This window comes from Halorubrum sp. F4 (genome assembly GCF_027257195.1).
GTDB lineage: Archaea > Halobacteriota > Halobacteria > Halobacteriales > Haloferacaceae > Halorubrum.
The window spans coordinates 1-14,422 of record NZ_JAPDFS010000017.1; the positions used below are offsets into that span (position 1 = coordinate 1).

Sequence of the window (14,422 nt, forward strand, 5' to 3'; positions counted from 1 at the left end):
CGTTTCACTCGCCGCGTCCCTCGCGGACTGCTCGCGTCCTGGCGGACGCTCGCAGGCGCGCCACCGCTCCGGCGATCGCTCGTTCGTCTGAACGGGCCGATTCCCTTCGGGAGACGACCGGGGGCGACCCTCGTCGAAGTGGACACAGTTATCCGGTCCCCTCCGTTACGAGGTCGCATGTTTAGTGACAGCCATGCTGTTTCGAGCCCCCGACCGGGGGACGTCGTGGGCTCTCCGGACGCTCCACGAGTTCGACGACGGGCGAGAGACGACCTCGGGGGTCACGCATGCGCGTAGTCGCGAAGTTCGGCGGGACGAGCCTCGGGAGCGGCGACCGGATCGACCGCGCCGCCGACTCGGTCGCCAACGCGGTCGGGGCCGGCCACGAGATCGCGGTCGTCGCGAGCGCCATGGGGTCGACCACCGACGACCTCCTCGACGACATCACCTTCGAGACGGACGACGCCGACCGCGCGGAGATCGTCTCGATGGGCGAACGGACCAGCGTCCGAATGCTGAAAGCCGCCCTCTCGGTCCGCGGCATCGACGCGATCTTCCTCGAACCCGGCCATCCCGACTGGCCGGTCATCACGAACGAGCTCGGCGAGGTCGACGTCGAGGAGACGCGTCGGCGCGCCGAGGCGCTCGCGGCCCGACTCGACGGCGTCGTCCCGATCATCACCGGCTTCCTCGCGGAGGACCACGACGGGAACGTCACCACGCTCGGCCGCGGCGGATCGGACACGACGGCGGTCATGCTCGGCAACTACATGGACGCCGACGAGGTCGTCATCGTCACCGACGTCGAGGGCGTGATGACCGGCGACCCGCGGGTCGTCGAGGGCGCGCGTAACGTCGGCCGGATCACCGTCGACGAGCTTCGAAACCTCTCGTTCCGCGGGGCCGAGGTCGTCGCCCCGTCCGCGCTGTCGTACAAGAGCGAGGAGCTCGCGGTCCGCGTCGTTCACTACCAGCACGGCGACCTCCTCAGGGGCGGAACCCGGATCGAGGGCCAGTTCGAGAACCTCATCGACATGCGCGAGACGCCGCTCGCGTGTCTCACCGTCGCCGGACGGGCGATCCGAAACCGCCCCGGGATCCTCTCGAACCTGTCGGACGGCCTCCAGCGCGAGGAGATCAACATCGACGCGGTCGCCTCCGGGATGGACTCGGTGACCTTCTACGTCGACGTCGACGTGGCCGAGCGCGCGGAGGCGGTGTTACACGAGACGGTCGTCGCCGACGAGACGCTCTCGTCGGTGACCGTCGACGACCCGATCGCGGTCATCCGCGTGACCGGCGGCGAGTTGCCCAACCAGTCCGGCGTCATCCAGGACATCATCGGACCGCTCGCCGAGGAGGGGATCAACATCATCGACCTGATCACGAGCGCGACCTCCGTCGCGGTGTTCGTCGACTGGGACGACCGTGAGGCGGCCCTGCGGATCGTCCAGTCCTGTTTCGACTGAGGCTTCGATCCCGTTCTCTCTCCCCTGACCGTCCGCGCGATCGACCCGGCTACCCGTCCAGATGTTCGACGACCGCGTCGACGTCGTTGGGGACGGGCTCGGGGTCGCCGCCCGCCTCGTAGGCGGCGTCCGGGTCCTTCAGCAGGTGGCCGGTCGTGAGACACACCACCGTCTCGTCGTCGTCGACGACGCCCTCGCGGCGGAGCTTCTTCAGCCCGGCGAGACTCGCCGCGGAGGCGGGCTCGACGCCGACGCCCTCGCCCGCGAGCTGACGCTGTGCCTCGGTGATCTCCTCGTCGCTCACGGCGACCGCGGTCCCGCCCGTGTTGCGGATCCCCGGGATGGCCTTCGGCGCGTTGACCGGGTTGCCGATGCGGATCGCGGTCGCGCGGGTCTCGACCTCCTCCCACCGCCGGATCTCGTCGTTGCCCTCCTCGATCGCCTCGACCATCGGGGCGGCCCCCTCGGCCTGGACGCCGGTCAGCTTCGGCACCTCGTCGACCGAGAGCGCGCCCGACTGGACCAGCTCGCGGAACCCCTTGTACAGCGCCGAGGTGTTGCCCGCGTTGCCGACGGGGAGGACGATCCGGTCGGGGAACGTCCCGTAGTCGGCGTGGAACTCCTCTACGATCTCGAAGCCGATCGTCTTCTGCCCCTCCAGACGGAACGGGTTGAGCGAGTTGAGCAGGTACGCCTCGCCGCGCGCGGCGAGCGCCTGGACGATGTCGAGACACGCGTCGAAGTTGCCGTCGACCTCGAGGATGCGAGCGCCGTGGAGGCTCGCCTGTGCGACCTTGCCGGCGGCGACCTTCCCCTGCGGGAGGAGCACGAGCGTCGGCATGTCGGCGCGACCCCCGTAGGCCGCGAGCGCGGCCGAGGTGTTTCCGGTCGAGGCGCACGCGAGCGCGCCCACGCCGAGTTCCTCCGCCACCCGGACGCCGACGGTCATCCCGCGGTCCTTGAACGAGCCGGTGGGGTTCATCCCCTCGTGTTTGATCCGGAGCGCGTCGACCCCCACTGACTCCTCGATTCGGGGGACGCGGTGGAGCGGGGTACCCCCCTCGGGGAGCGTCACGCCGAGGTCGAACGGGAGTCCCTCGCGGTAGCGCCACACCCCGCGGTCGGGTCCCTCGGAGTCCGCGCCCGCGCCGAAGTCGTCGAACGTCGGCGGGTCGGCGTAGCGGACCTCGAGCAGCCCGTCACACTCGTCACAGGTGTACCGGACGTCCTCGAACGGAGCGAACGTCTCGCCGCAGGCGATACAGGCGAGCCAGGTCCCGTCGTCCGCACAGTCGGGTGCGTCGGGCGTCGCGGCGTCGATGGCGAGGCTCATTGACTCACCGTCGGTCCCGGCGTGTCTTAAGCCGGGCGGTCGACGGGGATCAGTCCACGATGATCTCGGAGTCGGAACCGCCATCCCGGTCCGTGCCACCGCCCATCTCCGCCTGGTAGCGCTGGATCCACTCGGCGAAACACTCGGGACAGAGCCGTTGCGTGTCGATGTTCGCCCGATCGACGCTGAGTCGAACCGTCCGGGCGAGCGCGTCCGTCGTCGGCTCCCCGCAGGCGTCACAGGGTTCGGTCGTCGTCGCGTCGCTCATACGGATCCGCTCGCGGCGTGAGCTCTTAAAAACCCGTCACGGACGGCGACGGTTCTCCCCGGACCGTCCCACCTCGTCCCTCCTCGCCTCACGTCGTCCGGAAGGCGCGGTCGCCGGCGTCCCCGAGCCCGGGAACGATGAAGCCGTCGTCGTCGAGGCGGTCGTCGATGGCGACCGTCAGCAGGTCGGTCTCGGGGAACGCCTCGCCGACGCGGATCAGTCCGTCGGGCGCGGAGACCGCGGAGAGCACGAAGAGGTCCTCGAACCCGTCGGCCTCCGCGAGGATGTGCTCGAGGACGGCACACATCGTCGAGCCGGTCGCGAGCATCGGATCGGCGACGATCACGGTGTCGGTGGGACGGATCTCGGGCAGCTTCACGTAGTCGATCGTGATCGGGAACTCGCCGTCCTCGTTCATGCCGGCCTCCTCGTCGCGTCCGGCGGAGATGACCCCTTGTTTCGCCCGCGGGAACGCCTTCAACAGCCCCTCGACGAACGGGGTCGCCGCCCGGAGCACGTTGATTATCACCACGTCGTCGAGTCCCTTCACGCGCTCGCCGGTGGTCTCCGCGAGCGGCGTCTCGACGGGCACGTACTCGGTCCCCATCGCGCCGTCGATCACCTCGTAGCCGCAGATCCGGCCGAGCTTCACCAGTCCCTTCCGGAACGCGACCTGCTCGGTCTCGACGTCCCGGAGCCGCGAGAGGGTATCCTTCGCCAGCGCGTGGGTGATGAGGTACGCGTTGTCGCGGTCCTCGATGGTCATTATCCGATGAGTCGTGACGTTCGTTCTAAAGCGTTGCCACACGTTCGGGGGCGTCACCCGTCCGGGGGTCGCTACCCGTTCGGGAGTCGCTACCCGTCCGGGGGACGCGTCACCGGAGGACGACGACGTACGTCAGCGCGAAGATCGCGAGCGCGACGCCCGCGACCGTGGTGGGGCCGTACTCCATCACCTCGAGGAGGTCGAGCCCCCAGACGATCGTCCACCCCAGCCACAGCGACAGGACGGCGTTCATCGCGAGCACCACCCGCGGGTCGCCGCGCGACTCGTCGACCCCGTCGGAGAGCCCCTTGCGCTCCTCGCTCATGCGTGGAGACCGGAGGGACCAGCACTTAGGTCTTTGTTCGTGCGGGACCGAGGAGGGGTATGGCCCGACCCCGATCCCCGCGAAATCGACGGGGCGAGCCGGTCGATCCGGTGCCGTTTCTGGTGAGCGTCGGCCTCGCGTTCATGCTCTCGTTCTCGATCGGCCCGATCTACGGGCTCGCCTACGGCCTTCCGCTGTCGACGTCGCTTTCGGCGGCGGCGGTCGCCTTCGTCGCCCTCGCGACGGTCGCGTACTCGCAACTCGTCAGGAGTGCGCCCGCGGTCGACGCCGGCCCGCTCCCGGTCGGACCGCGCTTCGAGCGCCTGTTGTACGCCGCGCTCGGGCTCGGCGTGGTCCTCGCGGCGCTGACGGTTCCGCTGCTTTGAGCCGGCGACCGTCCGCCGGAGACCCGGCGGCCGTAGCGACCGGCTGTGTGTGGATTTCACACACCACCCATAGGATGAGGAGGATCGAGACCCGATCGCCGGGCATGGGGATCTTCGACACCGTCACGGAGGCGTTCGCGTCGTCGACCCAGCGCACGCCCGGCGCGGCCGGCGAGGGCGACTCCGCGGGTGCGTACTGGTGTGACGACTGCGGGACGCGGGTCCGCGACGTCGACGTCGACGACGAGGGGCTCGACCGCGACGCGGAGGGGACTCCTGTCTGTCCCGGCTGCGACGAGGCGATGCGGTTCGAGCGTGCGAGCGGCACCGGCTGCGCCTGTTGAGGACGACCGGCGCGACCCCGTTCAGGGCTCCCGGAGCACGACCTCGTCGTCCGCCTCGTCCGGGAACGGGTCCGGCCCGTCGAATCCTTCGGCCGCCTCGAGCCCCTCGCCCGCCTCGAGCCCCTCGCCCATCCCGACCCGCTCCCACTCCTCGTCGGTGACGAGCGCGTCGTCGAGCCGGTCGACGAGCGCGGCCTCGTCGAACTCGGTTCCGATGACGACGAACGCGGTCTCGCGGTCGCCGTGCTCGTCGTGCCATTCGAGGTCCGGGCGGTTCGACCGGAGCATCTCGCGTTCGACCTTCGGCCGGCTCGCGATCCACGGGCCGGGCGCGGTCACTCGAACCGACCGCCCCGCCTGCGCCACCCGCTGGCGGAGTTCGTTGCCGGCGACCCACAGCGTCCCCTTCGACCGGACGACCCCCTCGGGAAGGTCCCGCAGGACCGCCGCGATCCGCGTCGGGTGGAACGGCCGCCGGCGACGATACGTGAACGAGGTGACGCCGTACACCTCGTCGGGGTGGCGGTGGCCGTGGTGGGCGTGGTGGGCGTCGTCGTGATCGGAGTCGTCGTGGGAGCGGTCCGCCCCGTGTTCCGCGTCGTCGAGCGCGCGCTTCCAGCCCGGGAGGGTCGAGACCTCCCCCTCGTCGAACAGGTCGACGCCCAGGATCCGGTCGGGGTCGACCGCGGAGAACTCCGTCCGTATCGTCTCCGCGTCCGGCTGGAGGGCGGCCACGAGCTCCTCCGCGCGGTCGAGCTCCGCGTCGGTGCACAGATCCGTCTTGTTGAGGACGACGAGGTTCGAGACCTCGACCTGCTCGACGAGGAGGTCCGACAACGGGCGGCCCTCCGCGTCGGTGCCGCGGCGTTCGGGTTCGTCGACGCCGGAGAAGGAGTCGAGGAACAGGCGGGCGTCGAGGACGGTGACGAGCGCGTCCACGCGATAGCGCGCGGCCGCCCGCGACTCGGTCGTGAACAGCCGGGCGACCGGCGCGGGCTCGGAGATCCCCGAGGACTCGACGACGAGGTGGTCGAAGGAGCGCTCGTTCGCGAGCCGCACCACGGCGGTCTCGAGGTCGTCCTGGAGCTCACAGCAGATACAGCCGTTCGACAGCTCCGTGACCCCGTCGTCGACGTCGAGTTCGGAGCCCTCCGCGATCAGCTCCGCGTCGACGTTCACGTCGCCCATGTCGTTGACGAGCACCGCGATCTCTCGCCCGCCGGCGTTCGCCAGCAGGTGGTTCAGAAGCGTCGTCTTTCCAGCCCCGAGGCTGCCCGACAGCACGGTCACCGGGATCCGGTCGCTCATGGTGGGGAGTCGAGACCGAGCGCCCTTCAACTACCCGGCAGCGGGGGTCCGTGGACGGGCGGTGCGAGCCCGTCGAAAGCCGATACGTTGATACGCCGTCCCCACCGAACGCCGGACATGACGAGTCTCGTTCCCATCTCCGGGATCGCCGCGATCGTCGCGACGGTAGCCATGGTCGCCGCCATGTTGTACCTCGTCTGGCTCTCGATGGGCGACGGGACCCACGGTCCCAACCTGGACCCCGACCGCCCGGAGTTCGGCGACGCGGACGACGAGGAGGACCAACCCGAAGTCACCGACGGCACCTCCGCCTGAGACGAGGGTTCGGTTCCGGATCGATTCCGTCGATCCTCAGGGTGTCATAGAACGCTTCACCAGGTGTTCGTTTCATCCATTTACATCCGAATCATCCGGTATATCGGTAGTGCTTGTCGGACGGATCTGTTGATGGAGAGTGGGGTGGTTGCTGGCACGAGGATGACCACTGCGGAGAACACGTTCAAAGCCCCAGTCGCAAGGACTCGCGCGGCTCGTTGCGCTCCTCGCTCGCGGTGCTCGCTACAGTGCTTACGTCGCCGTGCGTCGTCCTTGCGACTGCCCCTTTGAGTCCCACCCGTACAGCCCCGCACCTCACACCTCCCCAACCTCGCGGCTCCCTGCGGTCGCCGCGTCCCTCGCGGTCTGCTCGCGCCCTCCCGGGCGCTCGCAGGCGCGCCACCGCTCCGGCGATCGCTCGTTCGTCCGTTTATGACACCCTATCGATCCCTTCTGCGTGCCGATTCCCCGTCCGCGACAGCTTTACGGCGGTCGCCCGGCCATGAACGACGATGACACTCGCCGACCGGATCGCGACGTTCCGTGCCGCCCTCGAGGAGTGGCTCCGCGGCCTCTATCACGGGATGATCACCCATCCGGCCTACGAGAAGATCGAGAAGGAGGCCGAGGACGCGGAGGACGCGTTCATGCTGGCGTGTTTCCCCGACGCGTTCGGGATCCCCTCGCCCGTCTCGTACTACACCGCCGAGCTGCTGCCGTACCTCGAGGACGAGTTCGAGGCGTGGGAGCGCCGGCTGTGGGACCGTGAGAGCCTGATCGAGCGCAAGGGCCAGCAGTACCACTTCTGATGGACCGGTTCGTGTTCTTCGGCGGGAAGGGCGGGGTCGGCAAGACCACCGTCTCGTGTGCGTACGGCTACAAGTGTGCGAACGCCGGGCTGTCGACGCTCGTCGTCTCCACGGACCCCGCGCACTCGGTGTCGGACGTCTTCGACCAGGGGTTCGACGACGACCCGGCCCCGGTCGAGGGTGTCGACGGGCTCGACGCGATGGAGATCGACCCCGACGACGAGGTTCAACGGCACCTCTCGGAGATCCGCGAGGGGCTCTCCGAGCAGGTGTCCGCGGCGATGGTCAACGAGATCAACCGACAGCTGGAGATGTCCCACGGAACGCCCGGGGCGTACGAGGCCGCGCTCTTCGACGCGTTCGTCGGCGTGATGCGAGAGGAGGGCGAGCCGTACGACCGGGTCGTCTTCGACACGGCCCCGACGGGGTCGACGCTCCGGCTGCTCGGGCTGCCGGAGTTCCTCGGCGACTGGATCGACCGGCTGATGTACAAGCGCCGCCAGTCGATCGACCTCTTCGAGAAGGCGGCTATCGGCGACCGGGAGGCCAGACGAATGATGGAGGGAGACCCCGTGTTGGCCCGGCTCCAGGAACGCAAGGAGTTCTTCGAGTACGCGGGCGAGGCGCTCCGGGAGGACGCCGCCTTCTTCCTCGTGTTGAATCCCGACCAACTGTCCGTCAACGAGACCGGTCGGGCGATCGAGGCGTTCGCCGACCGCGACCTGGCGGTCCGCGGACTCGTCGCGAACAAGCTGACTCCCGAGCCGGACGACGACGAGAACGGCCGCGGGGCCCGCTACCTCCGCGATCGGGTCGCCACCGAGCGGGAGCGGATCGAGCAGGTCGAGGAGGGGTTCGAGCCGCCGCTGCTCGCGACGATCGAGTCGCGGACCCGGGAGATCCGCGGAGACCTGCTGGCTGACGTCGCCGCCGAACTCGACGTCGAGCCCGCGGAGCCGGATCGCGCGTGATTGGTATTTCTGATTCGATGGGAAAAACAACCGATCGGTAGACGAAAATAATCCGAAACCACCGTCCGGTACCCCGGTTACGCGGCCGTCGTTCCCGCAACTATCACGGATGATGGTAATACTTAACACGTCGTTCGAAAATCCGTAGCACGAGGCAGGGAACCTATGACAAGTGTAATCTGGATCGTAGTTGCCGTGCTGGCGACGTTCACCGCCGGGTACATGGGGTACTCGCGATACCTCTCGCGATTCGTCGACCTCGACGACGACCGCGAGACGCCGGCACACAAGTACGAGGACGGACAGGAGTACGTACCGGCGAAGAAGCCGGTGCTACTGGGGCATCACTTCTCGAGCATCGCGGGCGGCGCGCCGATCGTCGGCCCGATCACGGCGGGGGCCATCTGGGGATGGGTCCCCGCCCTGCTGTGGGTCGCCATCGGCAACCCGCTGATGGGCGCGGTCCACGACTTCATCTCGCTTTCCGGATCGATCCGTCACGAGGGGCGGTCGATCGGGTACATCGTGGGACAGTACGTCGGCGAGAAGGGGAAGGACCTCCTGTTGTGGTTCGCGTTCCTCACGATCATCCTCGTCGTCGCGGTGTTCGCGCTCGTCGTCGGGATCGTGTTCAACGCGTACCCGCAGGTGACGACCGCGAGCTTCGTGTACGTCGCGCTCGCGCTCGGGTTCGGCGTGTACCTCTACCAGCTCAACGGGCCGTTCATCCCGGGAACGATACTGTTCGTCGCCGGCGTGTTCGCCGGCATCTGGCTCGGTATCCAGTACCCGTTCGCGCTGTTCGCCGGCGACTACCCGGCCGGGACGTTCGTCCTGTTCAGCAGTGCCGGCGACTGGGTACCCGGTGCGGCGGCGCTCGGCGGCAACACCGCCGCGTGGGTCCCGGTGATCATGGTGTACGGGGGAATCGCGAGCGCGCTCCCGGTGTGGGTGTTGCTCCAGCCGCGTGACTACCTCTCGTCGTTCCTGCTGTACTCCGGCGTGGGCGGCGGGATCGTCGCGATCATCGTCGGTACGGTGTTCGCGACCTCGAACCAGCCGCTCGTCGTCGACTCGTCGATCGCCGCGTTCGAGGGGTTCTGGGGCGTCGACGCCGCGGGGCTGTATCCGCTCTTCCCGCTGCTCTTCATCACCATCGCCTGCGGGACGATAAGCGGGTTCCACTCGCTCGTCTCCTCGGGAACGACCTCGAAACAGCTCAACAAGGAGAGCGACGCCCGCCTCATCGGCTACGGCGGGATGCTCGGCGAGGGGCTGTTGGCGGCGCTCGCGCTGTCGACGCTCGCGGTCGCCGGCTTCGTGGCCGACGCCGCGGCCGGCGGGATCGGCGGTGCGCTCCCCAACTTCGCGTCCGGGGGCGGGATCATCCTCACGAGCCTCGGGATCCCCGAGACGGTCGGCGCGGTGTTCATGGCGCTCGTCCTGGTGAGTTTCCTGCTCACCTCCACCGACACCGCCGTTCGGCTGGGTCGGTACATGATGGAGGAGATCGTCGGCATGGACGACGGAATGACCGTCAGCGGGATCTCGGGCGACTTCGGCTCGATCGCCCGCGGACGGTACACGAACCCGATCATTCAGATCGGGATCGCGTACGCGCTCGTGATCTCCGGCGAGTGGGCGACCCTGTGGCCGCTGTTCGGCGGGGCGAACCAGCTGCTCGCCGCGCTGGCGCTGCTGACGGCGACCATCTGGATCGCGAACTGGGACGACTCCAAACAGCTCGTCACCACCGGCGTGCCGATGGCGATCATGGTGACGATCACGGTGCTCGGACTGCTCTGGTTGGCGTTCTACCAGAACCTCTACGTCAACCTCATCCAGGGCGGCGCCGACACGCTCAGCGCACAGATCTCCTCGAGCGCGCAGATCATTCTCGCGCTCGTGTTGATCGGGCTCGCGCTGTCGCTCGTCCGGATCGGCTACGGGAACCTGAAGACGGTGCGGGGCGGGAGCCAACCCGCCGCCGAACCCGGCGACGACTGACGGTCGGAGCCGCTCGACCGGTTCGGCTCCCGCTCGCGAACCTCCCTCCTCTCACGCGCGCAGATCCGTCAGCGACCGCCGACTACCGCCAAAATCGTTTCGCGAACCGTGAGAAGAATCCCTCGTCGGGCGTCTCGACCGGCTCCCAGAGCCGGAAGGCACCGGTGACGCCCGCCGCCTCGCTGTCGACGATCTCCTCGCGTTCCGGCGCGACGACGATCAGGTTCACCTCGTAGTGGCCGTAGTAGCCGAACTTCAGCAGGGTCCGGTCGCGGAAGCCGTCGACGAAGCCGGCGACGTCGTCGGGGATACGGTCGCCGACGAGCACGAACGTGATATCGGTTCCGTAGTGCTGTTCGTTCCCCTCCACCCGCTCGTCGGCTATCCCGTGACCGAGCTCGACGAGCCGCTCCAACTCGGCCGCGGTCGGGGTCGGGACGCGTCGGGCGAACACGTACTCCTTCGTCTCGTGGTCGGCGTAGCTCAACGCGGGGTGGAGGAACTGTTTCTGGTTGCGCATCCGCATCTCCGCGTACAGATCGAACCGCTCGCCGTCGACGACGACGTCGGCGTCGAGGTCGTAGCTGTACATGAGCCGGTCGGAGACCCGATCGAGGTACTCGTCGTCGTAGTCGGGGACCCTCTCGCGGATCTCCGCGGGGAGCTCCTCGGGGTCGTGTCGCGGACCCGTTCCCGGACTCGCGTTCTCACTCATGGTCGGCACTGGGCCCGGTCGAGTCGTCGCCGGTCGGGTCGTCGCCGGTCGGGTCCGGGTCGTACGCGACCGCGTCGTCGTCCGCCTGCGGCGCGCCGATCGCGAGCAGCTCGACCGCGCCGTCGGCGTCCGCGGGGTTGTGGGCCCGCTGGGGGCTCCCGGGATCGACGGCGAAGAGTCCGCCGGCGTCGACCTCGTAGGTCCGTTCCGGCGTCTCGACCGCGAGCGTCCCCGACAGGACGTAGAAGGCCTCCTCCTGGGTCTCGTGGTGGTGGTACGCGAGCGGGACCTGTTCGCCCGGCTCGGCGCGGAAGCGGTTCAACGCCATCTCCTCGAGCCTCGCCGGTCCCGTCAGCTTCCGACACTCGCAGGGGCGGTCCGGTTCCGGCTCGACGGAGTCCGTGTCGACGACGCGGTATCCCATGCGTGATGATTCAACACGCCGCATAAAAGCGCGTCGGGGAAACGTTGAGAGGGGTCGAGTGGGACCGGGCGAGGACCGCTTCGAGCGGTCGTGCGCCTGAAACGCACCGTCGACACCGTTTAGTGGACTGACATCCACGATCGTGATAGAAAGCACCATGACCGAGGGAGGAAAACGGACCGAAGCCTGCGGACGGTGTTCGATGTCGACCGTCGTCGACGCGGTGAACGGCGACGAATCGTCCGACGCCCGCGGCGAACGTGACCCGTTCGCCGGCGAGCGGATCGAGGTCGACGAGTCCGCGATCCGGCGGGTGTCGCCGGCGGGGTTCCTCGGCGACCTCAAGGCCAGGATCGACGACGCCGCGCGTCGGATCGCGTACGGAAAGTAGTCTCAGTCCGAACCGAGACTCGGTCCGCATCGAGACGACCGTCTCCGATCAGGCCGCGACGAGCGGCTCCGTCACCGACGATATCGCGGCCGAGAACTCGACGGGGAGACTTATACTCGTCCGACACGTCATCCCGTACAACAATGGATGAGAGCATCTCCGGGTTCAAACAACGCGGGGACTGGGGCGACGTCGTCGAACACGGCGAGCGGATCACGCTCGCGCTCCGGGAGGCCGGCGTGGACGGGGACGCGTTCCACGAGTTCGATGACTGGCGGCCGAAGGCCCACGAGCGGATCGACGAGGACGTCTCCGAGAAGACCGCGAAGCAGGCGTCGGTGAGCGAGGGTAACGGCGAGAAGGCGGGGAAGACTCCCGGTGACGACCTCCAGACGGCGGGCGAGAAGCTCACCGAGTCCTACGAGAAGGTCGAGGAGGACGACACGGAGGGCGCCGTGGAACGCTGGGGCGAGTCGATAAACCACGTCGCCCGCGCCGCCGACTCGGCGGGCCGGAAGGCGATCCGGAAGGTCGAGGACACGGTCTACCGGAAGGTGATGACCCAGATGGCGCCGTACTACTTCGACAACGAACTCATCAGCGCCAACGTCACCGAGGTCGCCCGCGGCGACGACGGCGAGACCTTCGAGTTCGAGGTGAACGTCAACGACGACGAGCTGAAATCGGAGGTGAGCGACGTCCTCGCGGAGTACGAGTCGGAGATCGACCGCTGGCACGTCGAGACCGAGAAACGGACCGAGGACGTCGCGGCCGCGGAGGGGGTCGAACCGCCGGAGGAGGAGGGCGGCCCCGAATCGACGATGACCTGACGTGGGACGGTGCCCCGACGCGGGCCGGTGACCTGACACGGGGACTTTTTGTTCCGACCGCTCGAACCGGCGGTCATGAAGTCCCCACTCCGGCTCGAGCCGGGCGAGCGCCCGGCAGACGACATCATCGCCGCGCTGCGGGAGGGACGGCGGGTCGTCCTCGACGTTCAGGTGGCCGGGAGCGCACACGAGGTGGTGCTGCGGTACGACGGCGAGACGTACCACTGTGACACTCCGACGAGCCTCCACAGACACAGCGAGGAGGCCGAAATGCGTGCCTGCCTCGACCGCATGGGGTACGCCGCCGAAAACTGACCTTTAATCCCGTCGCGGACGACCCTCCACCATGGCCGAAGCAGAGATCGAGGACCTCGTCGGTGACGTCTCCCCGTCGTTCGAACACGTGCTCTCGTGCGTCTTCGGCATCCGAGACCACGAGAGCCGGACGTATCTGACGCTCATCGAGTACCGGGGCAGCACCGTCGCCGAGTTGGCCGACGTCCTCGACCGCGACCGCTCGAACGTGAACCGGTCGCTGTCGACGCTCCGGGAGAAGGGGCTCGTCGAGCGCCGCCGCCGACTGCTGGACTCGGGCGGGTACGTCTACCAGTACACCGCGATCCCCGTCCCGGAGGCGAAACGGCTCCTCCACGACGCGCTCGACGAGTGGGTCGCCGGCGTCCACGAGGCGATTGACGGGTTCGATCCCGACGAGGCGTAGAGCGTCAGTCTCCTCCGATCATCTCGAGTTCGTCACCGACTCTTCCTCCCCCGCCGTCAACCCCGCGCCGTCCGGCCGATCGAGCGCGCGCGGCGCGTCGTGGTACTCGGAGTAGCCGTCGAACCAGCGAGCGATCCGCTCGATCCGATCGACGATATGGCCCGGCTCGCCGGACCGCGAGAGCTCGTGACCCTCCCGCGGATAGCGAACCAACCGGGTGTCGACGCCGTTCTTTCGGAGGATCCGGTGGTACAGCTCCGCCGTACAGATCGGCGTTCGGGTGTCGTCCTCGGAGTGGATCAGAAGCGTCGGCGTGTCGACCTCGTGGGCGTGGCCGGTCGGCGACTGCTCCCACAACCACCCCGGCTCCTTCGAAGGGACGGTGTCGAAGTCCCCCTCGAGCAACCCGTACGCCCCGTCCGTCGACCCGTAGAAGCCGGTGAGGTCGTAGACGCCGCGCTGGGCGACCGCCGCGCGGAACCGGTCGGTCCGGCCGACCGCCCACGCCGTCATGAACCCGCCGAAGGAACCGCCGGTGACGAGGACGTTCCCCTCGTCGATCGGGTACCGGTCGATCGTCTCGTCGACGCCCGCCGTCACGTCGGCGAGGGTCGTCTCCCCCCAGTCGCGGTCGATCGCCCAACTGAACGCCTCGCCGTACCCGGTCGATCCCCGCGGGTTCGACCAGAAGACGACGTAGCCGCGGGCGGCGAGGGTCTGGAACTCGTGCCACATCGTCCCCGCAGTCGACCACATCGCGTGCGGACCGCCGTGGATCTCGACGGCGAGCGGATACTCCTCGTCCGCGTCGGGGTCGAACTCCGGCGGCGTGAGGACCCACCCCTGGATCTCGGTCCCGTCGGACTCGAACCGGGTCTCCTCGGGCTCGCCGACGTGGCGGTCGGCGAGGAGGTCGGCGTTCAGCTCGGTCAGCCGGGCCGTCGTCCCGGCCGCGGCGTCGAACAGGAACACGTCGCCCGGATGGTCCCACTCGCTGCGCGCGAGCGCGACCGTCACCTCGTCGGGACCCGCCCCGTCGG

At 68.6% G+C, this 14,422-nt stretch carries 19 protein-coding genes; 11 read left to right on the forward strand and 8 right to left on the reverse strand.

Translation table 11 applies throughout. The annotated features are described in order from the left end of the window. The first annotated feature begins 287 nt into the window (after window positions 1–287). Window positions 288–1,469 (forward strand): aspartate kinase, encoded by a 1,182-nt coding sequence (locus tag OKW78_RS15450; protein WP_281195958.1) that lies wholly within the window; start codon window positions 288–290, stop codon window positions 1,467–1,469. A gap of 49 nt (window positions 1,470–1,518) precedes the next feature. Here OKW78_RS15450 and thrC read toward each other — a convergent pair whose 3' ends face one another. The 4 genes from thrC to OKW78_RS15470 all read right to left on the reverse strand — a co-directional run bounded on the left by thrC (window position 1,519) and on the right by OKW78_RS15470 (window position 4,161). Further along, window positions 1,519–2,802 carry a threonine synthase gene (gene thrC, locus OKW78_RS15455; protein WP_281195959.1) on the reverse strand — a complete coding sequence of 428 codons (1,284 nt, stop codon included), beginning with the start codon at window positions 2,800–2,802 and terminating at the stop codon, window positions 1,519–1,521. Window positions 2,803–2,851: 49 nt separating this feature from the next. After that, window positions 2,852–3,070: a hypothetical protein gene (locus OKW78_RS15460; RefSeq protein ID WP_122105502.1), complete on the reverse strand. Its 219-nt coding sequence runs from the start codon at window positions 3,068–3,070 to the stop codon at window positions 2,852–2,854. An 88-nt stretch (window positions 3,071–3,158) separates the two neighbouring features. Next, complete coding sequence (upp, locus tag OKW78_RS15465; protein WP_281195960.1) at window positions 3,159–3,836, reverse strand: uracil phosphoribosyltransferase; 678 nt, start codon at window positions 3,834–3,836, stop codon at window positions 3,159–3,161. 109 nt (window positions 3,837–3,945) lie between these two features. Then, window positions 3,946–4,161 (reverse strand): hypothetical protein, encoded by a 216-nt coding sequence (locus OKW78_RS15470; RefSeq protein ID WP_281195961.1) that lies wholly within the window; start codon window positions 4,159–4,161, stop codon window positions 3,946–3,948. A gap of 59 nt (window positions 4,162–4,220) precedes the next feature. Between OKW78_RS15470 and OKW78_RS15475 the strand changes: the two genes are divergently transcribed. Both OKW78_RS15475 and OKW78_RS15480 read left to right on the forward strand, forming a co-directional pair. Next, a complete protein-coding gene (locus OKW78_RS15475; RefSeq protein WP_281195962.1) occupies window positions 4,221–4,547 on the forward strand; it encodes a hypothetical protein in 327 nt (108 codons plus the stop codon). A 104-nt stretch (window positions 4,548–4,651) separates the two neighbouring features. Further along, on the forward strand, window positions 4,652–4,891 hold the full coding sequence (locus tag OKW78_RS15480; RefSeq protein ID WP_281195974.1) for a hypothetical protein: 240 nt from the start codon (window positions 4,652–4,654) through the stop codon (window positions 4,889–4,891). A gap of 21 nt (window positions 4,892–4,912) precedes the next feature. Here the strand turns inward: OKW78_RS15480 and OKW78_RS15485 are convergent, their stop codons facing one another. Continuing rightward, window positions 4,913–6,199: a GTP-binding protein gene (locus OKW78_RS15485; protein ID WP_281195963.1), complete on the reverse strand. Its 1,287-nt coding sequence runs from the start codon at window positions 6,197–6,199 to the stop codon at window positions 4,913–4,915. Between the two features lie 117 nt (window positions 6,200–6,316). Between OKW78_RS15485 and OKW78_RS15490 the strand changes: the two genes are divergently transcribed. From OKW78_RS15490 to OKW78_RS15505, 4 genes are all read left to right on the forward strand, one after another. Beyond that, window positions 6,317–6,514, forward strand: a complete 198-nt coding sequence (locus OKW78_RS15490; RefSeq protein WP_281195964.1) for a hypothetical protein — start codon at window positions 6,317–6,319, stop codon at window positions 6,512–6,514. Between the two features lie 512 nt (window positions 6,515–7,026). After that, window positions 7,027–7,323: a hypothetical protein gene (locus OKW78_RS15495; protein ID WP_281195965.1), complete on the forward strand. Its 297-nt coding sequence runs from the start codon at window positions 7,027–7,029 to the stop codon at window positions 7,321–7,323. Beyond that, the gene (locus OKW78_RS15500) at window positions 7,323–8,294 is read left to right on the forward strand and encodes a TRC40/GET3/ArsA family transport-energizing ATPase (protein ID WP_281195966.1); all 972 of its coding nucleotides are present in this window, start codon (window positions 7,323–7,325) and stop codon (window positions 8,292–8,294) included. Before OKW78_RS15495 ends, OKW78_RS15500 begins: the two co-directional genes overlap by 1 nt. A gap of 165 nt (window positions 8,295–8,459) precedes the next feature. Further along, window positions 8,460–10,301 carry a carbon starvation protein A gene (locus OKW78_RS15505; RefSeq protein ID WP_281195967.1) on the forward strand — a complete coding sequence of 614 codons (1,842 nt, stop codon included), beginning with the start codon at window positions 8,460–8,462 and terminating at the stop codon, window positions 10,299–10,301. An 82-nt stretch (window positions 10,302–10,383) separates the two neighbouring features. Here OKW78_RS15505 and OKW78_RS15510 read toward each other — a convergent pair whose 3' ends face one another. Beyond that, complete coding sequence (locus OKW78_RS15510; protein WP_281195968.1) at window positions 10,384–11,016, reverse strand: hypothetical protein; 633 nt, start codon at window positions 11,014–11,016, stop codon at window positions 10,384–10,386. Beyond that, window positions 11,009–11,440 (reverse strand): cupin domain-containing protein, encoded by a 432-nt coding sequence (locus OKW78_RS15515; protein ID WP_281195969.1) that lies wholly within the window; start codon window positions 11,438–11,440, stop codon window positions 11,009–11,011. The genes OKW78_RS15510 and OKW78_RS15515 overlap by 8 nt, the downstream gene beginning before the upstream one ends. A 157-nt stretch (window positions 11,441–11,597) precedes the next feature. On the opposite strand from OKW78_RS15515, the gene OKW78_RS15520 reads away from it, so the two are divergent. From OKW78_RS15520 to OKW78_RS15535, 4 genes are all read left to right on the forward strand, one after another. Next, window positions 11,598–11,831, forward strand: coding sequence for a hypothetical protein (locus OKW78_RS15520; RefSeq protein WP_281195970.1), 234 nt, complete (start codon window positions 11,598–11,600; stop codon window positions 11,829–11,831). Between the two features lie 143 nt (window positions 11,832–11,974). Then, on the forward strand, window positions 11,975–12,661 hold the full coding sequence (locus tag OKW78_RS15525) for a DUF5828 family protein (protein WP_281195971.1): 687 nt from the start codon (window positions 11,975–11,977) through the stop codon (window positions 12,659–12,661). Window positions 12,662–12,736: 75 nt separating this feature from the next. Then, a complete protein-coding gene (locus tag OKW78_RS15530; RefSeq protein WP_122105488.1) occupies window positions 12,737–12,976 on the forward strand; it encodes a hypothetical protein in 240 nt (79 codons plus the stop codon). Between the two features lie 31 nt (window positions 12,977–13,007). Then, on the forward strand, window positions 13,008–13,382 hold the full coding sequence (locus tag OKW78_RS15535) for a helix-turn-helix domain-containing protein (RefSeq protein WP_281195972.1): 375 nt from the start codon (window positions 13,008–13,010) through the stop codon (window positions 13,380–13,382). A gap of 18 nt (window positions 13,383–13,400) precedes the next feature. Here OKW78_RS15535 and OKW78_RS15540 read toward each other — a convergent pair. Then, on the reverse strand, window positions 13,401–14,422 hold a 1,022-nt coding region (locus OKW78_RS15540; RefSeq protein WP_281195973.1), incomplete at its 5' end, for a S9 family peptidase.